12 protein-coding genes are annotated in these 20,613 nt (G+C 68.6%); 2 read left to right on the forward strand and 10 right to left on the reverse strand.

Translation table 11 applies throughout. The annotated features are described in order from the left end of the window. Positions 1–78: 78 nt before the first annotated feature. The 5 genes from FHX32_RS22290 to FHX32_RS22310 all read right to left on the reverse strand — a co-directional run bounded on the left by FHX32_RS22290 (position 79) and on the right by FHX32_RS22310 (position 11,842). Complete coding sequence (locus tag FHX32_RS22290) at positions 79–1,245, reverse strand: phospholipase D-like domain-containing protein (RefSeq protein ID WP_208419148.1); 1,167 nt, start codon at positions 1,243–1,245, stop codon at positions 79–81. Between the two features lie 164 nt (positions 1,246–1,409). Then, a complete protein-coding gene (locus tag FHX32_RS22295; protein WP_167186713.1) occupies positions 1,410–7,868 on the reverse strand; it encodes an RHS repeat-associated core domain-containing protein in 6,459 nt (2,152 codons plus the stop codon). Positions 7,869–8,600: 732 nt separating this feature from the next. Next, positions 8,601–10,595 (reverse strand): AfsR/SARP family transcriptional regulator, encoded by a 1,995-nt coding sequence (locus FHX32_RS22300; protein WP_167186716.1) that lies wholly within the window; start codon positions 10,593–10,595, stop codon positions 8,601–8,603. A 251-nt stretch (positions 10,596–10,846) separates the two neighbouring features. Continuing rightward, positions 10,847–11,176 carry a PH domain-containing protein gene (locus FHX32_RS22305; protein WP_167186720.1) on the reverse strand — a complete coding sequence of 110 codons (330 nt, stop codon included), beginning with the start codon at positions 11,174–11,176 and terminating at the stop codon, positions 10,847–10,849. Between the two features lie 261 nt (positions 11,177–11,437). Beyond that, entirely contained in the window at positions 11,438–11,842 is a 405-nt protein-coding gene (locus FHX32_RS22310; RefSeq protein WP_167186722.1) for a 3'-5' exonuclease family protein, read from the reverse strand. A gap of 609 nt (positions 11,843–12,451) precedes the next feature. On the opposite strand from FHX32_RS22310, the gene FHX32_RS22315 reads away from it, so the two are divergent. Continuing rightward, positions 12,452–12,964: a hypothetical protein gene (locus FHX32_RS22315; RefSeq protein WP_167186725.1), complete on the forward strand. Its 513-nt coding sequence runs from the start codon at positions 12,452–12,454 to the stop codon at positions 12,962–12,964. 159 nt (positions 12,965–13,123) lie between these two features. On the opposite strand, the gene FHX32_RS22320 is transcribed toward FHX32_RS22315, so the two are convergent. The 3 genes from FHX32_RS22320 to FHX32_RS22330 all read right to left on the reverse strand — a co-directional run bounded on the left by FHX32_RS22320 (position 13,124) and on the right by FHX32_RS22330 (position 17,982). Further along, complete coding sequence (locus FHX32_RS22320; protein WP_167186729.1) at positions 13,124–13,936, reverse strand: class I SAM-dependent methyltransferase; 813 nt, start codon at positions 13,934–13,936, stop codon at positions 13,124–13,126. Between the two features lie 88 nt (positions 13,937–14,024). Beyond that, a complete protein-coding gene (locus FHX32_RS22325; protein WP_167186732.1) occupies positions 14,025–16,649 on the reverse strand; it encodes a helix-turn-helix transcriptional regulator in 2,625 nt (874 codons plus the stop codon). A 550-nt stretch (positions 16,650–17,199) separates the two neighbouring features. Then, entirely contained in the window at positions 17,200–17,982 is a 783-nt protein-coding gene (locus FHX32_RS22330) for a GNAT family N-acetyltransferase (protein ID WP_167186735.1), read from the reverse strand. On the opposite strand from FHX32_RS22330, the gene FHX32_RS22335 reads away from it, so the two are divergent. Further along, positions 17,960–19,063, forward strand: coding sequence for a LysR family transcriptional regulator (locus tag FHX32_RS22335; protein WP_486481337.1), 1,104 nt, complete (start codon positions 17,960–17,962; stop codon positions 19,061–19,063). The genes FHX32_RS22330 and FHX32_RS22335 overlap by 23 nt on opposite strands. A gap of 178 nt (positions 19,064–19,241) precedes the next feature. Here FHX32_RS22335 and FHX32_RS35340 read toward each other — a convergent pair whose 3' ends face one another. Both FHX32_RS35340 and FHX32_RS22345 read right to left on the reverse strand, forming a co-directional pair. Beyond that, on the reverse strand, positions 19,242–19,367 hold the full coding sequence (locus FHX32_RS35340; protein ID WP_486481264.1) for a hypothetical protein: 126 nt from the start codon (positions 19,365–19,367) through the stop codon (positions 19,242–19,244). A 27-nt stretch (positions 19,368–19,394) separates the two neighbouring features. Next, the gene (locus FHX32_RS22345; RefSeq protein ID WP_167186738.1) at positions 19,395–20,567 is read right to left on the reverse strand and encodes an FAD-dependent oxidoreductase; all 1,173 of its coding nucleotides are present in this window, start codon (positions 20,565–20,567) and stop codon (positions 19,395–19,397) included. Between the last annotated feature and the right edge of the window lie 46 nt (positions 20,568–20,613).

A 20,613-nucleotide genomic window follows, 5' to 3' on the forward strand; every position in this document is an offset into this window, starting at 1 on the left:
GACGCCGGCACGCACGACTTTTGCACGTGGAATCGCCGGAAGGGCAAGCCTTCCGGCGATTCCGTGCGTGCTGGGCGCTCAGCTTCCAGCGCAGTAGCTCATCAGGTGGTCGTGGTTGGTCTTGTACTGGTCGTAGATCGAGGAACTGCTGATCTTCAAGAGTGTCTCGTCGTTCGCCCGGAGAGCTCCCCAGCTGTAGTTGTGGCTACCGGTGAAGACGACCTTCCTCCCAGCCTGGCCGGCATATGTGCCGTTGACGAGCAGGTACTTCGAGTGGACACCGATCCCCGCAGACCCCTCATTGCACTCGACCCGCTTGGAGAGCTTCCCGTACACGATGGAGGTAACCGCGCTGTCCATCCCGCCGTCGGTGGCGTCAGAGGCCAGATAGACGGAGCAGCCCGCCTTTTTCAGATCGACCAGCTTCTGCGCGATGTGGGTGCGTTGAAAGATGTACATCGCCACCCGGATCTGGGTGCCGCCGGCGCAGCTGACGTTGTCGAGGATCAGCTTTACCGTGTCCGTGCTCGGGTCGTTTTTGTAGGACGTGCCGGCGGCCTCGCGGCGGGGGAAGAAGTACGTCTTGTACGGGCCACTGGTGAACGTCTTGTAGTAGTGGTCCACCCCGACCGGGGCAGTGCCGTAGGCCACCTGGTCATCGAAGTACGCCTGGTAACTGTTGTAGATGCCGGCGTCTTGCAACGTCACTGCGTTGTTGAAGAGCCTGACCCGTTGCGGAGTCGTCATGTTTGCCGACGTCTGCACCACCACATTGGCGGCTCCATTGATGTTCGAAAACAAAAGGAACTTGTTGTGATTGATACCTTTGTCGCCGTCGTTGTTCAAGTCACGATCAGCGATGCACCCTCGATTCACGGGACAGACCAGGAGCCAGGACGGTTGCGAACGGTCCTCACCAAGGCCCTGACTGAGAGTCGCATACTGACTGGAGCCCAGGGCAAGGTTCTCGGCGTCAATGATCACCCTGACGGCGACGCCCCGCTGCTTCGCCGACACCAGGGCGTTCGCCACATCGCTGTCCGTGATGGTGTACCCGGACATGCGGACCTCAGCGCCCGACACCGTCGCGTCGATGAGGTCGACGACATAATCTCGAATTCGGTTCTGCTCGGCCGTCGTACCGACCGGGTCGTTGAAGATCGCCCCCGGCACGATGGTGACCGCTCCCGCTGGCGGAGGGACAGCGACCGCAGCCACCGGAACGACAACGCTCAACAGCGCCAACCATCGAAGCGTCCAATTACGCATCAAGAACCTCACTTCTGTTAGTAGGTTGAATCAGAAGTCCCCAAATCGCGCAAACTGTATCCGCCATCCGCTCTACTTGCAGTCGCCTCGGATGCACCACGCGCCCACCAAATGCATCACGTCGGGATACCTGCGGAAGCTCATTGGCAATCTCCTCGAGCACACCTGGTCCAGAGAGTGTCGCTATAGCTGCTGCTGATACCCCCGGTGCCAAACAAACCGCCCTCCGGGTTGGTGCTGACCGAGAAATCCCAGTCACTCCAAGCGATCCCATCTCGGTTGGCACCGACGCCAAATCCCCAGCGCCCGACGGAGACAGACGTGCTTTTGTCCTCTCGGCCATGGGAGCGATTGTTGAGCGAGACGGAAGGGAGAAGGTTGCCCCAGGTTGGCAGGCCATTGAAGTTGTTGGTGAAACTCATGATGAGGCTCTGCCGGCCGTTATGTATCTTGTATCGGAAACATACACGCGAACCCGGAACGCAGAGCGACCACGTGAGGCCCACGTGCTTGGAGAGCCAGGGAAAGAGGCCACCATGTCTGGGGATGGGGTCCTTTCCACAGATGCTGATGTACCCCGCGTTTCGGCCCATGCAACGCATCCACTGGTCTTTAAGGAGCGCCTGACGCAACAGTTGGACCAGGGCCCGCTCGTAATCGGCAGCCAACTGACGGCCCTCGGCCCCCCTCCTCATGTTGTCGCAGCCGTCGCAGTAGTGGCCCGTTGCCGAGGAGTATCCACCGCCTCTGCTTCCGCTCCCGTTTATCTCACAGCCGTCACAAAAGTGCGGAGCACTCCCGCCGCCGCCACTCCCGCTGCCGTTTATCTCACAGCCGTCACAAAAGTGCGGAGCACCTCCGCCGCCGCCTCCGCTGCTGCCGCCTCCGCCGCCGCCTCCGCCGCCGCCGCCTCCGCCGCCGCCGCCTGGGTTGTTGGGGCAGTGCACGGATAGGGCGCCGCAGGTGGCCGCGAGGCCGGTGGGGTCGGTGTAGGTGATGGGGTTGTTGGCGGCGTAGGTGTAGGCGGAGATGTTTTGTGGTTCGTAGGGGGTGGCGAGAGGGTCGGGGGTGAGGAAGCGGGCGAGGGTGGGGTCGTAGAGGCGGGCGCCGAGGATGGACAGGCCGGTGGTGTCGTCTTCGGGTTTGCCGAGGAAGCCTCGGTCCATGGTGGTGGGGAGGTTGGTGGTGCGTTGCGCGCCGTAGGGGGTGTAGCGGCGGCGGGTGGTGGTGCCGGTGGTGGCGTCGATGGTGAGTTGGGCGGAGCCTTGTCCGTCGGTGAGGAGCCAGGTGAGGGTGCCGTTGGTGGTTCCTTCGGCGGTTCGTGTGGCGATGGCGGTGCCGGCGGCGGTGTAGTAGCGGGTGGCTTTCGGGGGGCTGCCGGCGGGTTTGTGGATTTCGTGGCCGTCGAGGTAGAGGACGGTTTCGGTGTCGTTACTGCGTTTGAGGATGTTGCCGTCCGCGTCGTAAAGATAGTTGCTGACGGCGGGGCCAGTGACGCTGGTGACGCGGTGTAGTGGATTCCAGCTGAAGATGGTGGTGACGCCGTCCTGGGTGCGGCTGGTCATCTGGCCGGCGTTGTCGTAGAGGTAGCTGCCGGTGGTGGTGTCGCCGCTGGTGACGCTGCCAACCGCGTGGGGTCGCGGGGTGTTGGGGGTGTAGCTCGTTTCGTCGGTGTTGTAGCCGGGGTAGTGGTAGTCGCGGGTGGTGGCTCCGGTGGGGGTGGTGTCGGTGACGGTTTGCAGGTTGCCGATCTGGTCGTAGCTGTAGGTGGTTTGGTAGGGGTCGGGGCCGGTGAAGTCGGATTGCGGGCTGCTGCCGCAGGTGGTGGCGGCGGTGGTCCAGGCCGCGGTGAGCCGGTACAGGTCGTCGTAGGTGTAGCACTGCTGCTGACCGGCGGTGGCCTCGCGTAGGGCGGTAATCTGGCCGGAATTGTCCCGGGTGAATCTGTCGTCCTGCACGGTGTCGGCGCCGCTGGTGGTAGTGATCTTGTTCAACCAACCGGAGCCGTTGGCGTCGGTGTAGGTGAAGGCGCGGGCGACGCTGCCGTCGCCGAGGGTGCGCGTGTGGAGGCGGCCGTAGTCGTCGAACCCGGTGCTGTTGAGGTAGGTGCCCAGGTCGCTGGTGAGTCGGTTGGGTCGGCCGTGACTGGTGTAAGTGAGAGTGAGGGTTTCCGCGGGCAGGCCACCAACAGCGGGATAGGTCACCCTGGTGGGGTGGTCGGCGAGGTCGTAGCCGTAGCTGAAGGTGTAGTCGCCGTTGAGGCCGCTGCCGTCATCAGGGATCGTGATGCGTTTGCCGGTGGCCCGGCCGCGTGGGTCGTAGCCGGTGATGGTGGTGGTGTAGGCCCGTCCACCTGCGAAAGCGGTCGCGGTGGCCGGGTGACCCTTGCCGCCAGGGGCGGTGTCATAGGTCCGCTCGGTCAGCACCGTCGACCCCTGCAGCACCTTGGTCGGCCGGTTCAACGCGTCGTACTGGTAGACGACAGTACTGTCGTTGCCGTCCGTGGCGGTGGCCAGGTTTCCGTTGTTGTCGTAGGTCATTGACGACGAGCCGGCGTCCGGGTCGGTGCTTCTCACCCGCTCCCCAGCCCAGTTATAGGAGTAGTGGGTGTTGTTGCCCAGGGAGTCGTAGACGTCCTTCAGCTGGCCGCTACGGGTGTAGGCGTAGCTGGTGGTGTAGGTGCTCGCACCCTGATGTTCCACCACCTTCACCTTTTGCCCATACACGTCGGTGTAGACGTCGGTCGGACCGCCCGTCGGCGGGGTCACCGTCGTCAACTCCCCACCCGGGTACGCGGTCACCGTGCGGTTCTGCGGCTGCGCCACCCCCATCGACTGTGTCTGTTCGAGAATGGTGCGGCCGGCCCAGTCCGCGACCACATCCGTGTACGACCACATGCTCGACACGGTCGGGTTGACCATTCCCGACCCGACCGGACTCAACGAGTACAACGGGCCGGACGTGCCGGCCACGTTCCCCGACGAGTCGTACCGGGTCACCGCGAGGATCATGCCGGTGCCCGACGGCGCCGGAGTCTGCGTCTCCCGCAGCCGGCCCAATCCGTCCGCGTACGTCACCGACGTCAACACCACACCCGCTGACTGCAGACTTTGGGTGGTCACCTTCAACGGCGTCCCGGTCGCCACATCCGGCACCCCGGTGGATGAGTCCGCGACCGGAATGTCATAGCTGAACGTCAACGACGCCTGCCCGCCCGGATACGCAGCCGCCTCCGTCGGCCGGAACACCTGCGACACTCGACCCACCGCGTCCATCACCACATAGCTGGTGTTACCGTTCGCGTCCACCGTCTTCCAAGGCAAACCGAAGAACCGCGAATAGTAGGTCGTCGTCGACATCGCCGTGCCCGGGCCTGCCCCGTCCGGGTCCGGACCCGTGACCGTCACTCCATTCAGCGGCCACGACGTCGCCGGCTGGTAACTGGTGGTTGTCGCGTTGCCCTTCGGGTCCCACACCTTCACCGTCCGGCCAGCGTCATCGAACTGGCTGCGCACCGCCCGATACTGCCCATCCGCGGTGTAGGTGCGCACCTCCGTCGGATTACCATCGGTCGGCTTGTTCGACGCCAGGCTGGTCGCCCCGTCATAGAACGTGGTCGTGTACCGGTCCTGATGCAACGCCGGGTTCCCGTCCGCCTGATCCGCGGCCTGCTGAGTGCAACTCACCGTGTAATGCCGCACCTCATCGGTCAGCACCATCCACCGCTGCGTACCCGTCGAATCCAGAACGTCGGTGTTGTAGGCGCGCCCGAGCTCGGTGCACTGATTGTCCGACACAGCAGACGCGCCCCAGTCGTCGATCCGCATCGGCAAACCAAACGTCGTACTCGCGGGCTGGTCGTTCTCGAACTCGGTTTGCACCACGTGCTCACGCCACGTCGACAGCGCCGAGCTCGACGTCGACAACTTCATATAAGTACGCGTTTCCTTTTTCCGCACGAACCGGGCATCCGGCAGGCCCACGTACTGGGCGGTGTTGTACACCCAATACTCGTGCCACACCCGTTCCTGCGAAATTCCCTGATCGTCCCGCTTCGAAACCTCCAGAACCCGCCCGGCCAACCAATCCGAATCCGGCCAGTCCTTACCCTCCGAATCCATTACCGAGGCGGTCTTCTTTTTCGACGGGTCGGACTTCGAGGTGCGGTCCCCGTCCAAACCCTGATAGCGCCACGTGTACGTCGAATGCCGGTTCTCATTCGCGCCCGTGGTCACCTCCACCTTCGCGTATCCGCGCCACTCCGACCACGACTCGTCATCGTCATCAACCAGCGGGTTGTTCGTGAACCGCCACCCCGGCGGGCCGTCATAGTTGTAGGTGGTGGTCATCGCCGGGTCACCATCCCCGGCCGTCCCCGGATCCACCACCACCTTCGTCACCACGAACTTCTTGAACCAGCCCGTCTTCGACGTGGTCGTGCCATCCGGCGTCCACTTCTGCCAGAAACACTCGTAACGGTTGTCCGACTGTGCCGGCAGGTTACTCGCGTCGCACTGGCGGCTGACCGTGCCACCCTCATCGGTGGCGTGCCCGTAGGTCACGGACACCGTCGAACCCGTGTCCGTGAACACCTTGTTCACCCGCCGGAAGTTGAGCGTCGTCGACCCGACCGCGTTATCCAGATCCTGGCCGTTGAAGTTGATCGTGGGCAACGTGATGTCAGTACCCGAATAGCCGCGCCGCTGGATGTAGTCCAGCCACAAGGTGCCATCGACAACGCCCGAAGGATTTGTCAGCGCGTACTTCATCTGGTACTGCATCACCAGATCCCACGCGGCCGGATCGTCCTGGTCCTGCACGTAGGTCTTGATGTCCCACAGCATGTCCTTCAGGAAGAACGACGGGGTGTACGTCAACCCGGAAATGCTCTTACAGTGGTTGTCGGCGTGCGTGCCGTCACAAATCAGATCCACCGGCACATCCGGATACGACTCCGGACTTCCGTCCAACGTTGGGCACGTCGGTGCTGAATTGTCCAGCGGATCCTTCTCCGCCATCCGCTCCACACAACGATTCACGTGGGAGAACTCGACCTTCGCCGGCAGCTGCGCCCCCGGGATCTGCGACGACCAGCCGTACTCGATCCGGGTCAGATACGCACCCGAGTCGTACTCGCGGGCCTGATCCGTCGACGTCGCCACCGACCGGTAGTGGTTCTTCTCCTTGTCGTAGAAGTAGGCGGTCTCCACCTCGTTGGCGTCCACCACCCGGTCCAGGCCCCACCGCCACGTCTGCATGCACGGCTGCGGGTACTGCCCGTGGCACGGCTCACCGGAATCATTACCCACCACCGGCACCCGCAACGTCGAGTTCGTCGCCGCACCGGACCGCTGCGCCTTCCCCCAACCGAAGTAGTACCGCGTGCCGTCCTGATGTGAGATGACCCAGTAGTCCTTGGACCAGTCATTCGCATCGTGCGTCAGCCGCTGCACCCGCCAGCCCGGGTCATCCCGCACGTGATATGCGCCATCGCCCGTGTTGTCCTGCACCAACAGCGACGAGACACCGTTCAAACTAATTCGATACACCGCACCCGACGGCTCAGCCGACGAGTTCGGCGAATCCCAGCACAGGTCACCGATGTTCGGCAGACCGTCCTTCGGGCAAGGTTTGTACTCCCGCTCGATGAAACCCACATTCAGATCCCAGCCCATCCCCACCCAGGAGGCCTGGTTGTTGCTCGCCGACGTCCGCCCATCCACCGACTGCGAGTTGTACGAAAGCGCCAACGTCGGGGCCGAACCCATCGGCGGCGCCGGCACCGAAATCGGCACCGAGTAGGTGAACGCCCCCGACCCCTCCGACACGTCCCACGAACCCGCCGGATTCAGCGAACTCGCCCGATAGTCCCCCGCATCCGACGACGCCGTCGACGACAACGTATAGACAGACTCGTCACCGGCCGCCGACGACACCCCCGCCGCTGGATCCGCATCCGCGGTCACCGTCGCCGTCAACACCTGTTGCGACACGTCATTCGAGGACGCCACCACCGAGCCGCGCGCACACCCCGCCACAGTAGGTGTGGTCACCGCACAGGCCGGCAACCGCACCACCTGCAACCGCGAACCGAACGCCCCTCCGAACGCGCTCGCAAAGCCCGAATAGTCGATCGTCACCTGCACCGGCCCGGCCTGGCCCACGCCATCCGCGCGAACCACACGAACCCCGAGACCGACACCCCCAATCGGCGCAACCTGCGTACGGTCCAGCACCTCCACCCGCAACCGGGCGGGCGCAGCCGCCGACGCCTTGCCGCTCCGCTTCGCCGAACCCACCGACACCACCGCATCCGCGTCACGAGCGCCCGACGGCACAACGGCCCGATGCGGGCTCGACGCTGGCAGCGCAATCGTCTGCGTCACCGCACGTGGCCACACCGGCTTCGCGGACTTCGGCATCGACGATTCAGCCGGCTGCTGCGGTGGTTCGCCCAAAGGCTGTGACACCACACTCGGCTTCTTTCCACTCGGCGCCGCCACGGCTGCGATCGCCTCACCCGGCCCCGGCACCGACAGCACTCCGGCCACCAAGGTGCCGCACACCACCGACACCAAGCTTCTGCCGCGCGACGTCACGGGATCTCCCTGGCAACGCAAGGACGTACCGAAGCGACACCTGGCCGCATAAAGGGCCTCCACCGACGCAGAGCGGGCTCCGGGCTGTCCCAGCGCGTCCGGTGCAACGGACCGGTCCCACCACCGGATGAGGCGACGTCCAGGCTGCTGGCGACCAGTGGGATGGTCGTGCTGGCGGCGGCCCCAGACAAAGGGGTCAACGCACCGGCCCACAGCGCCCGAACGGTAAGCAGACCGATCAGGTGATGCAGGCGCGTGTGCCCGGCCCTGGCCGGTGGGGTACGGACTGCCATTGTTGGTCCTCCTAGGCATCGATTGACACCAAGGTGGAGGAGCGGACTACTGGCGGACTATCGCGCCACTACCTCGAACGACGCACTGAGCGGATCACCGACTCCCGCGGTGTACGTGGGCGGGACGGACTCCGGCTGGTCGGCCGTCCGGCGTCGGCCCCGTTACCCGGCTCCAGCCGGGGACCCTCAGACACACCGTTCGTTGCACAGACCCCACGCCGGCGAGTCCGGATCGCTGGCCGAGGACATGGTCCGGCGGGTGTTCGACATCCACGGGGTGCCGCATGTCGTGCACGCCGACCGGGGCACCTCAAGCCGCCGCCAACCGGTACGCGCGACGCGCGAGCGTACGTGGCCATCGCCCGCCCGGCGCATTCCGAGCGGTTCGGCGTCAACCGACTCGTGTCCAGGATCCTCGACCTACTCGAACAGGTCGGGATCAACAACTCCGACCAGCAGCCGGAGCCGCGACCGCTGGTCGCCTAACCACTTGCTCCAATCCCTTGACACGCTCCGCCCGGCCGGTCGCCGTCCGCTCGTACAGGCCGGGATGGACCTCCATGGCTATCCCCCGCAGGCACAACCGCAACAGGTCGGGAAAGCGGTACCGGTCCGGCCCCACCGCCTCAATGATGTGCCGCTGCATCAAGCGGTCGAGCCGCTGCTCTGCGACTGCGAGTGGAATGCGGAGCGTCGCCGCCACGCCCGCTGCGGAGAAGACCGGCGGACCCAGCAGGGCGAGGATGCGCCCCGCACGGTCGGTATCCGGGTCCAGACCGCGGAAACTGAGCGCCAGGCTGGCCCGGACGGAAAGGTCGCCCTGGCAGAGCTCGTCCAGTCGCCGGTTCTCGTCTGCTAACCGGTTCGCGAGGTGGCTCAACGGCCAGTGCGGGCGGGCGGCGAGCCTGGCACCGGCAACTCGGACTGCCAGTGGCGACCGGTCACAGAACGCGACGATCCGTTGGGCGGCCGAAGTCTCGGCCGCGACCCGGTCCGAGCCCACCAACGTGGCGAACAGGGCCAGCGCGTCCTCGGTTGGTAGCGGGCCGAGTTGCAACACCCGGGCGCCCTCAAGGTCAGTCAGCCCCCAACGGCTGGTCACCGCGACGGCGCATCCGGCCCCGCCGGGCAGGAGCGGACGGACCTGCGCAGCGCTGGCCGCATCGTCCAGGACGACAAGGAGCCGGCGCCCCGCCGTGACGGACCGGTAGAGCTGGGCCCGGGCCTCCGGATCACCGGGGATGACCACGGGGTTCACGCCGAGCGCCACGAGCACCTGCTCCAGGATGTCGGACGGATCGGCCGGGCGCTCCTGCCCCCCGCGCAAGGCGACGTCCAACTGGCCGTCGGGGAAGTGGGACTGCAGGAGGTGGCCTACGTGCCGCACGATAGTGCTCTTGCCTACACCCGAGGGTCCGGTGACGACGACGATCGGAACGGCGGTCCGCAGGGATACGTCATCGCCCGCTGCGAGTAGGCTGGTCAACTGCCTTGTCTCGGCAACACGCCCGGTGAAGTCCAGAATATCGGCGGGCAGCTGTGCGGGCGGCACGAACGCGGGGACGGACACCGGTGCGGGATGGTCGACGGCGGGCAGCTGCGCCGGCCGAATGTCGAGTGTCTGACGGGGATCGGTCGGCGGGTGGGCATCGACGGCCATCAGCCCTTCCGCGAGCTCTTCGGTGAGGATGGCACGCTCCAGCTGACGCAGCGAGTGCCCCGGTTCGATGCCGAGTTCCTCGACCATCACCTGACGCCCCGACCGGTAGACCTCCAACGCCTGGGCGGTACGACCAGAGCGGTGCAGGGCCGTCATCAGCAGGCCGCGCAGCCGCTCACAGAACGGGTGCTCGGCTACCAGCTCGGTCAGCCTCGCAATCGTCTGGACCGGCCGACCCAGATCGATCTCACACTGGATCGCGCGTACGACCGCAGACAACCGCAACTCTTCCAGCCGGTGCGCCTCCACGGTGGCGAACGGAGCCGGTACGTCAGCCAGGGCCGGCCCGCGCCACAGCGACAGCGCCTCCTGCAGCACAGTGATCGCGGCCTCGCCGGTCAACCGATCGCGGTCGACCCGGGCGAGCAAACTCTCAAATCGGGAAGCGTCCAGCTGATGGTCCTCAACCCGGAGCAGGTAACCGGGGCTGTTGGTGATCAACAACCGCCGATCGGGGGACACCGCCGTGTCGCCAAGCGCCCGGCGCAACGACGAGACGACGGTGAGCACCTGGGCCCGCGCGGTCGCCGGCCGGTGGTCCCACATCCGGTCGATGATCTCGTCGACCGACACCACCCGATTGGCTCGGGTGAGCAGCAGCGCCAAGAGCGTCCGCCCCCGCGCTGCCGGCAGCGCCACGTCACCGGCGTGTCCGCGGACCTTCAACTGCCCGAGGATGTTGAACGCCGGACCGCCGTACGTCGTTGTTTCCATCGACCCATCCGCCCATCAACTCGCCGTGGGTTGCCCGTCCCCCGCAGAGCGGCGTACGCCAGTTTAAAGATCACGACATCGACGCGGCCGGTAGGTTTGGTTACGCGGAGATAACGCGCCAAGAGGCCGTCGGCACTGGTTGGAGCCTTCGGAAGTCGCTGGTCGACGGCCCGGCCGCGGTGCTCCGTCCGGTCGACCTGGACGGCGACGCCCGACCTGCGGTGCGAGGAAGCCGGGCCCCACCGGCACGATCACCCGGTGGCGTACCTCCCTCGAAGAATCCGATCCCTACCGCCTGACGGCGGCGCATGCCGCGGCATTGCGACGGCTGACCACGGAACGCGGACCGTGCGCCACTGCCCGCGCAGGATCAGCCCTTCCGGACCCGCGGTCAGCCGAGGATGGAATATCCGCCGCCACATGGCGAATCCGAGCAGGCCGTACGGCGCCCCGATGGCGAGCGGTGCGAGCAGGTTCCCATCGCGAGTTGTGGCTTGCCACCAGAAGAACCCGACGATCACGATGGCCATGCCGCCGATCAGCAGCCCGGCCAAGGTCCGCGTCACGAGCCTGGTCGCCATACCCGCACCTCGTCCAAGTCGCTCGGCAACCCCGCCCCTCCATCCATCCGACTCGGCCACAGCACCGGCACACCGTCCCCGTGGCGACATCATCGTCTACCGTCGCTACGTCACGGGGCAGCTGACCGTCGGGGACGGCGGCGCAGCCTCGCCACCAGCCACCAGCCCGCCAGCTCCCAGGCGAGTCCCACCAGCGCCGCGGTGGCCAGGTTGCGTACCGCCGCCAGGGGTACCGGGCCGAGTCCAGCGCTCGACGATGGTTCAGGGCAGCCGCTCGCTCGGCCGAGTCGGCGGAATCTCCACCCAGCGGGCGGCTGCCTCGAAGGTGTCCGCCGGGGTGGTGTTGAAGGCGATCGCCGCATCGGGAGCATGCCGGCGCACCAGGTTGACCACGCGTTCGAACAGTTCCAGCTCGTTGCGGACACCGCCGCCGATGACGACGCATTCCCACGGCTGCGCGCGGAGGGCGGCGATGACGACCGCCTCAATGTCGTCGCTGCCGTCAAGGCCGAACAGTAAGAATTCAGCCCCCACGCCGTGTTCGGTGAAACGGGTCCGCCCGAGGTCGATGCCGTCTGCTATCGGCTTGGGGTCCCATGGCCCGGGCACCCGATACGGATCGAGTCCGATCACGAGCACGCGTGGTGGGAGGGCCAGTGTGTCCACTGCTGAAGACTATCCGCGGTCGGCACCCGGCGGCGGGATCATCCTCGGCAGCAATCCGCTGATCGGGCGTCCGTGGGAGGCGCGACCAGCTGACCGCCTGCGGCGCTGTCACTGGCGTACGGGTGAAGCCGCATGCCGATCGTAACCGCTGCCGCCGCCCAGTCGCGCATCCGATCGGTCGCGACCCGACCGGCAGGGAGGGCGTGTATCCGGGTATCGCAGTCCACGCTGAGACCGGAGAGACGATGGCCCTGACAGCTCTGCGCGCCCTTGCGCCCCTGGCCGTAGAGGAAGACCCACCGGATCGACCCCGCTCACATCAGGTGCGCGGGCCGGTGGGCCACGGCCGGTGTGATCGCCGCCGACCCGCGGATGCAGGGCGACGGCGTGCTGCTGTTCGAGCACTCGGCCGGCGGGTGGAAGGATCTGGGCGAGGGCAGCGCGCTCGAAATGCAGCACGTACGGCATCCCGAAGGAGCTCGGCGACCAGGTCGGCTGTCACGACAACGGCTGAGCCACTACCGGAAGCGACCACCCGGGAGACAGAGGGCGCCGCCACAGCGCCTTCTGCCCTGGGCAACCCGGCGACTTACGGTCAGGATGGGTGCCGTGACCGCCGTTCGTGGCCTTGCCTTCGATGCGTCCCGTGCCCTCGGGGCCATCACGGCACTCCTGACCGGACCGATTCCGTCCGCGGGCAACCCCACCCTCGTCGACTTCGACCCGCACACGGGCGAATGGCTGGCGACCCGCGCCGCCGGCTTCGTCCTCGCTCCGCTGTGGGAGGGACCGGATCTCATTGGCCTGCGGGACCCGGAGTGGACCGCGCAGCTCGAAGCCGGCGACCGACACCTGGCCACCTTGGCCGGGACGTTGGACGGGCAGTGGGGCCCGCACCGCGTCCGCACCATCGACCACCTCATCCGTAACCCGCAGGCGGACCGTCCGCCGGTCTACGCGGCGCTGCTTCGCCAGGATCTCTACGGCGACCTGCACGTCTGGACGCCTGACCCCGGGGAGGGCCGGCGCCTCGCCCTCGTCCTCGGGCACAGCGACGGCGACCAACCCCTCACGCTCGCCGCGCTGGTCACCGCCGGCCCCCTCCCCGAGCTGCCCGGCTGACCGCGAGCTATGGCATCCCGGACGGGCACTGAGGTCGCCCGGGCTGCCGCCCACGCCGACGCGCTCGGCGGCCGGCAGCCAACGGTCGTCGTCTACAGGCTGGCCTCCAGGTCCAGCAGCACCGGCGCGGCCTGGCTCGCGGCCGCCTTCACCGTCGACTCAGCCATCGGAGTCCGCCGGCTTGCCGATGACCGCCTCCAGGTAGTCCATCCGGAGCACCAGCGTGTCGTCACCCGAGACGTCGAACCGCTTGACCACGTCGAGCAGGTCGGCCCGCAGGTCGGCGGCGCGGTCGGCCGCGACCGCGGCGGCGGCCCGGTTGGTCGGGCCGTAGCAGGTGGTGAAGAACTCCACCTGGTGCTCGGCGGACGGGAACCGCCAGCCGAAGCTGCGCCGCGGGGCCGAGATGGTCACGCCGGGGCCGAACAGCTCACGCAGCCGCTCCGCGCTCCCCCACAGCACCGGCGGCCGGAGCCCGGGTGGGGGCGGCACGTACCGACCGATGGTGCGGAACAGCTCACCGACGTAGCTGTCCGGAGTCCAGTTGACCATGCCGATCCGCCCGCCCGGCCGACAGACCCGCAGCAGCTCGCGGGCGGTCTGCTCCTGGTCGGGGGCGAACATGGCACCGCAGGTCGACAGCACCACGTCGAACGAGGCGTCCGGGAAGGGCAGCGACTCGGCGTCGGCCTCTTCGAACGTCACGTCCAGCCCGTCGGCGTCGGCACGTCGGCGCGCCTGGTCCAGCAGGGCAGGGACGAAGTCGACGCCGACGACCCTGCAGAACCGGCGGGCCGCGGCGAGGGCGGCGTTGCCGTTGCCGCATGCCACGTCCAGCACCAGCTCGCCTGCGCGCAGGTCGACGGCCTCACACAGCAGCTCGGCCACCGGCAGCAGCCTCGTCCCGACGGCCGCGTAGTCTCCCGCGGCCCAGGTGGCCTGCTGCCGTTGCTTGATGGTTGCGATGTCCATGGGTGCCCCTCTCTCGCGACCCCTCTGGCGGATCGGTCAGGGTTGACGCTAGGACCGGTCGCCGGGGGCGCGGATCGGGAGCGAATACCTAGCTCTGGCCGTCCGGTTCCCTATCTCTGGCCGGTACGACCCCGAGCCGCCGGGCCGCGGCGGCGGCCTCGTGCCGCGACGCCACGGCGAGCTTGCCCAGCAGCGCTGAGACGTGGTGGCCGACGGTCCTGGTCGACAGCGACAGCCGGCCGGCGATCGCCGCGTCGGTCAGCCCTTCGGCCAGGAGCGCAAGCACGTCGACCTGCCGCGGGGTAAGGCCGGCCGGGTTGGCTGCGGTGGCACGGATCGGGCCGCGCGACACCCGCCGGTGGCCACGGCGCCGCAGGTCCCGGCGTACCCGCAGCGCCGCCTGCCGGGCGCCCAGACCGTCGAGCAGTTCCAGCGCTTCCGACACCGCCTCGTCCCGGTCGCCGTGGGCGAGGACCAGCGCCCGCTGGTAGGGGCAGCCCAACTCGCGCCACGCGTCGGCGGAGGCCTGCCAGTCCCCGGCCAGGAGCAGACGGTACGGCTCGGCCACCGCCGCCGGCGTCTCCGGCAGCGCGCCAACCTGCCACAGCCAGAACGCCAGTTCCCCGGCGAACCAGGGGTGGGCCGCCCGGACGGCACGCTCGAACGAGGCTTTCGCCTCCTCGGCGACCCGGTCGTCGCTGCCGTACAACCAGGCGTACTCGGCCCGTGCCGCGGCCACCGGCGCGGTCCACTGCAACTCGACCGTGGCGAATCCCCGCTCGGTCGCCTCCTGCAGCGTCGCCGCCGCGGCCGGGTCCCCCCGCCGGGCCTGCACCAGCCCCAACGGCACCAGAGCGTCCACCACCCGAGCGCCGCCCGACACCGCGAGGGCCAGCGCCGCTCGCGCGTCCCGCTCCGCGCCGGCCCAGTCCCCCAGCTCCAACCGCAGCCGAGCCCGGTGCCCCTGCACGTGCTGGACGTACCCGGACAGGTCGTGTGCCTGCACGAACGCGAGCGCCCGATCCAGATCCTGGCCGGCGTGGCGGTGGTCGCGCATCACCGCGCTGTCCGTGGACAGGTTGACCAGCGCGCGGGCGGCATCGTCCACCAGCCCGGCGGTCACCGCCACCTCGAACGCCCGCCCCAGGTCCGCCCGGCCGGCCGGGTCGCCGGACAGGATCCGCGCCGAACCGATGTTGGTCAGCGCGTGACTGAGGGTCTGCCGGTCACCGAGCCGCTCGGCCAGCTCGATGGCACGTCCGGCCCAGCGGACCGCCGCACCTAGGCGGTTGTCGAGCATGTCCAGCTGCGCCTGGTTGCTGTACGCCATCGCCAGCTCATGGCCGGGCCCCACGTCCTCCAACACAGCGACGGCCCGCGCGGCGGCCGCCTCCGCCTCCTGCCGGTTGCCGTCCCACCAGTGCAGGCGCGACAACCAGCGCAGTCCCGCGCCGACCCGCTCCCGGTCACCGGCCGCCTCGCGAAGCTCCACCGCCGCCCGGCGGGCCGAGACCGCCTCCACCGACAACCCGGACAGGTAACACTCCACCGAGTACCCCTCGAGCAGCTCGGCGTGCACCGCCGCCGTCAGCCGGTCGGCGTACCCCAGCACCACCCGGTAATGCCCGACCGCCTCCCGATGGGCGCCCACCGCCGCCGCCTGCCGAGCCGCCTTCGGCCCGTACCGCAGCACCGCCTCGACAGCGCCCGCCTCGCGGGCGTGGTGCACCAACCGCGCCACGTCTACGGTCCGGCCATCCGCGCCAGCCAGGACCGCCAGCACGCGCCGGTTCAGCTCGCGGCTGACGACCGCCGACAGCGAACCCTCCACCGCCCGCCGCAGCAACTCGTGCCGGAACCCGACCACCTCCGAGCCGGTCACCAGCAGCCCGGCCGAGACACCCGCGTCGACCGCCGCCAACCCCGGCCCCAACGCCTCCTCCACCAGCCACAGCTCGGCCCGCGTCGGCACCACCGCAACCAGCCGGACCGCCTCCTGCGCCTCCGCCGGCAGGCCACCGAACCGCGCCAACACCAGATCCCGCACGGTCATCGGCACGTCGGCGTCCCCGGCCGCCAGCACCTCGGTCAGCAGCAGCGGATTTCCCCCGGTCAGCGCGTGCAGGCCAACCACCGGCCGGCCGGCCCGTGCGGCCAGCTCCGCGACCGCCGCCTCGGACAGCGGGGACGGCCGCAGACGGCGTACCACCTCCGGCGGCAGCCGACCGACGACCGCCCGCAACGGATGGTCGAGGCCCAGCTCGTCGTCCCGGTACGTGACGATCAGCAGCGTGCGGATCCGCTCGATGCGCCGCCCCAGAAACAGCAGCAGGTCGAGCGTGGCCTCGTCGGCCCAGTGGGCGTCCTCGATGACCACCACCGTTGACCGCGACCGCTGGTCCAGCTCGTCCAGCAGCGTCGCGAACAGCCGTTCCCGCGTGCTCCCGCCGGCCAGCAACTCGGCCAGCCGGCCGCCCAACTCCCGCCCGATGTCGTGCAGCGGACCCAGCGCCCGCGGCGTGAGCAGTGGATCACACGCCCCGTACAGGAACCGTGCCCGGCCCACGTTCCGCCTGGCGAACTCCCGTGCCAACGCCGACTTGCCGATACCAGCCTCCCCCGCGACCAGCACCACCCGGCCAGCCACCGAGGCCTCCTTCAGCACGGCACCGAGCTCGTCCAGCAGCGCGCCCCGCTCCAGCAGATCCACCACGACACGACGCTAACGCCAAAGCCGGAAGTCACGCTCCCCGCGGCGCTCGACCGCCGGCGGCTGCCCCCAACCTGCCTTCCTGCCCCGCTGGCTCGCGGGTAGCGTTTTGATCAAGGGGCCCTGGAAACGACACGGGCGTTCCGTTGATCCTCGAGTGGAACGGGGACGGGTTGGGCACGCGCGGCACCGCCGGCGATCGCATGGCACGGGCGGTTCGACTCGTCGCGGCCGACTCGCCGTCGAGCGTCTGGGCGGTTGGCAGCACGGCCGCCGGCCCGGCCGGGTGCCGTTCCGCGGCGGTGCACGCTGTAGGGGCGCGGCGTTGTCGACGTGATCGCTGGCGGGGAGAAGGGATTTCATCGTTGTTGTCCCTGGTGTCGCGCTCGCGCGAGGAGTGATGGAAGCGATCGGGGTCGGCCCGGGTGGAAGGGGCGGGTCCGATGTCCTGGACCACCGGGACGAGGCCTTCCATTTCGTACTGGTCATGACAAAGCTCCTCCAACAGCGCCGGTTGGTTCCGCGTACGGCCTGGTCTTGCGGGTGGGATGGTCTATGGCCGGGCGAGCTCGTAGAGGTGAGTTCGCCGGACGGGATGGAAGCCGAGGTGCTCGCGTACGGCGAGCAGGTGCAGGTCGTCCTCGGCGGTGACGGTCTCGATCTCCTTGACCTGCGGGTGGGCCTGGCGTAATCGCTGGATCAGGGCCGCGTTGACCCAGAGACCCAGCCGCTGTCCCCGATGGCCGGGGAGCACGGCCGGTCCGTACTGGTGGGCGCGAGCCTTGGAGAGCGCGTCGACGACGGCAACGGCGTAGGCCGCGAGGTCGCCGTCGGCGTCCGCGGCGGTCAGCACGGAGTTACCGGGCCGACTCGGGCTCCGGAGCAGTTCTTCGACCCGGAGCGGGTCGGGCAGATCGCCGGTCCAGTGCGCCAGGCGGTATCCCGGGTGCTCGGCGTCGACCAGCTCACCCAACCAGGCCTGGTGAACATCGCGGTAGGTGAGCAGGTCATGGCGCCTGGATCGAATGCGCCGGAAGCCGTGCCGCAGGCAGAACGCCGCCCCCGGCGAGCCCGCGGCCACGGCGGCGACCAGGCGTGGCTCGGCGGTCCGGTCCCGGACGGTGGCCAGGAGGCGCGAGCCGATCCCGCGACGCCGCCACCTGGGCCGCACGTACAGGCTCAGCTCGGGCGCCCCCGGTAGGGCGGCGGGTCCGGGCGGGATGATCGGCCGGAGGCCGGCCACCCCGGCGACGAAGCCGTGTGGGGTCACGGCCTGCCACCGCGAGACCCCGGGGTGATCCGACACCGTGACGATGTCGATCAAGGCTTCGGTCATGGGACCAACGATCACCGCGATCGCCGGTGCGGAACAATGCCAAAGATCGAACCGCCGGATTAGCCACCGGTTATCGTTCGACGGCTGGCGCTGCCCCCGCGCCGGCGGGCCCTGGCCAGCAGCCGTAAACTTCCGCTTCGCGCTGATCACGGACGGGACCCGGACGCGCGGTGATCGGAGGAGAGACGGCGGGGTGGAGCTACGCGACATCGAGATCTTCCTGACGCTGACCGAGGAGCTCCATTTCGGTCGTACGGCCGAACGCCTGCGAGTGTCCCCGGCGCGGGTCAGTCAGTCGATCAAGCAGCAGGAGCGCCGGATCGGCGGTGCCCTGTTCGAGCGGACCAGCCGCAGCGTGCGGCTCACCCCGCTCGGCGAGCGGCTTCGCGACCGGCTCGGCGCGGGATACCGCGACATCATGGCAGGCATCGACGAGGCCATCACCGCCGCTCGCGGACACATCGGCACCCTGACCGTCGGCACCTTCGACACCCACCACCAGGAGATCGCGGCCGTCCTCGAGCTGTTCCGGCACCGGCATCCGCAGTGTGAGCTGCACATGCGCGAGCTTCTCCCGTCCGATCCGTTCGGCGGGCTGCGCGCCGGCCGGGTCGACGTCGGGCTGCTCTGGCTACCGGTCCGCGAGCCCGACCTCGCCGTGGGGTCGGTGTTGTACACCGAGCAGTTGGTGCTGGCCGTCGCCGCCGATCACCCGCTGGCCAGCCGGGACCAGGTCGAGATGGAGGATCTCGGCGACCACCCCGTGGTGGGGGTGGACGGGCCCATTCCGGACTATGTCTGGGAGGCGCACACCCCGCCGGTGACACCGACCGGGCGGCCGATCCGGCGCGGAGCCGCGGTGGCCACCCTTGAGGAGGCCCTCACCGCGATCGGCACCGGCCGCGTCGTGTCCCCCGTCGGGTCGTACGCGGCCGCCTCCCGACTGCGGCGTGACATCGCCTTCGTGCCCATCGCCGACGGACCTGTCCTGTCGTACGCGCCGGTGTGGCGCAGCGCCGGTGAGACGACGCTGGTCCGCGCCTTCGTCCAGGCCGCCGAGGACACGCAGACCACCGCCTAGCGGCCGTCGGTCTCGAAGGTCCCAGCACCGGGCACGTGACCATGACGGCACCTACTCGGGTCGCGGAACCCTGCGTCGGTTCTCCGCCGAGGTTCCGGCGTAGCCCAACCGGTTCCGGTAGCGCGTGGGGCGTGGCGGCGCGGGCGTTGAGGTAGCGAGGTCCGCTGCGGCTGAGCTGTCACGTGCCGTGATAGCAGTCAGCGGCGTCGGCCGCCGATCCGAGCATCTCGTAGGCGACGGTGAACAGCAGGTTCCGGTGGGCCTGGAAGGTATCGGTGGCGGGGTCGGAGGGTGGTGTCTCCACTGCAGGACCGTCCAATCGATGATCCGTTCAGCGGGCGGCGAGCGCCTGGAGCCGCTGATGACGGGTGTCGTCCCGGAACTTCCAGGTGTAGGAGCCGGGCTTGTGCGCCTCATGTGCCAGGTGCTCGATCAGGCCGGGGAAACTGCTGCTCTTGACCTTCGCGCCGAGGAAGCCGCCGACAGCGAAACCCTTGGCAATGTCGTTTCTCGAAGCGATCTGTACGGTGGCGGCGCCGTGGCCCAGGCTGACGCACTGCCCGAAGAAGCCGATGGCGATGGCCGTGGGTTGTCCGCCCGCGAGACGGGCGAGCACCGTGTCGGCCGCGTGCGCGCCGAGTGGATTGGCCGCCTGGCAGCTCATCCGTAGCGGCATGTCCGACGGTGCGGCCGAGTCCCCAGCGGCGACGATGCGGTCGTCGTCGATGCTGGTGAGTGTCTCGTCGGTCAGGAGGCGTCCGACCGCGTCGGTCGTGAGCCCGCTGCGGGCAGCCAGGTCGGGGACGCTGAACCCGGCCGTCCAGATGGTCACCGTGCTGGCCAGCTCGCGGCCGTCCGCCAGCAGGACGGCGTCGCGGCTCACCGCGGTGACCTTCGCACCAGGACCGTCGATGACGGTCACCCCGAGCTTGGCCAGCCGCTTGGCGAACTTGCGGCGAATCCGGGGGTGCAGATACGGGTGGAGCACCTTGCCGCACACGAGCGTCACGGTGCGGCCCTCCGCTGCCAGCTCGGCGGCAACCTCGATGCCTGTCGCGCCGGCTCCGACCACGGTCACCACGGCCGTCATGGGTGTGGTGTCGAGCACCGCCCGCAGTCGCTGTGCCTCCTCCAGGCTGGCCACATTGTGGGCGTACTCAGATGCTCCGGGCACACTCGGGACGGCGCTGCCGCTGCCCACCGCGTAGATGAGGTAGTCGTAGCCCAGCGTGCTCCCGTTCGCCAACGAAACGGTGCGCTCGGCCGGGTCGATCTGGGTCGCGGTGTCGACCACCAGCCGGACACGGTCGGCCAGGACCTCGTGGTAGCCGACGACCGCGTCGCCGGTTCCGCCGACGAACTGGTACAGGCGAATGCGGTGAACGAAGTCCGGCCGCGGGTTGATCAAGGTCACGGCCACGTCCTCGCGCTGGGTGAGGCGGTTGGCCGCCATGACGCCGGCATATCCGCCGCCGACCACAACCACGCTGATGTTCTCCGTCACGGTGTCTCCCTCGTTCTCGATGTTCGGCCACAAGACACCGCCTGAG

Source organism: Micromonospora sp. CNZ280 (assembly GCF_011759515.1).

What these genes read in the sequence shown, in the direction of transcription:
- FHX32_RS22300 (WP_167186716.1), bottom strand. Translation starts at nt 10,595, where the DNA reads ATGGAAACAACGACGTACGGCGGTCCGGCGTTCAACATCCTCGGGCAG.
- FHX32_RS22305 (WP_167186720.1), bottom strand. Translation starts at nt 11,176, where the DNA reads ATGGCGACCAGGCTCGTGACGCGGACCTTGGCCGGGCTGCTGATCGGC.
- FHX32_RS22320 (WP_167186729.1), bottom strand. Translation starts at nt 13,936, where the DNA reads ATGGACATCGCAACCATCAAGCAACGGCAGCAGGCCACCTGGGCCGCG.
- FHX32_RS22335 (WP_486481337.1), top strand. Translation starts at nt 17,960, where the DNA reads ATGTCGATCAAGGCTTCGGTCATGGGACCAACGATCACCGCGATCGCC.
- FHX32_RS22330 (WP_167186735.1), bottom strand. Translation starts at nt 17,982, where the DNA reads ATGACCGAAGCCTTGATCGACATCGTCACGGTGTCGGATCACCCCGGG.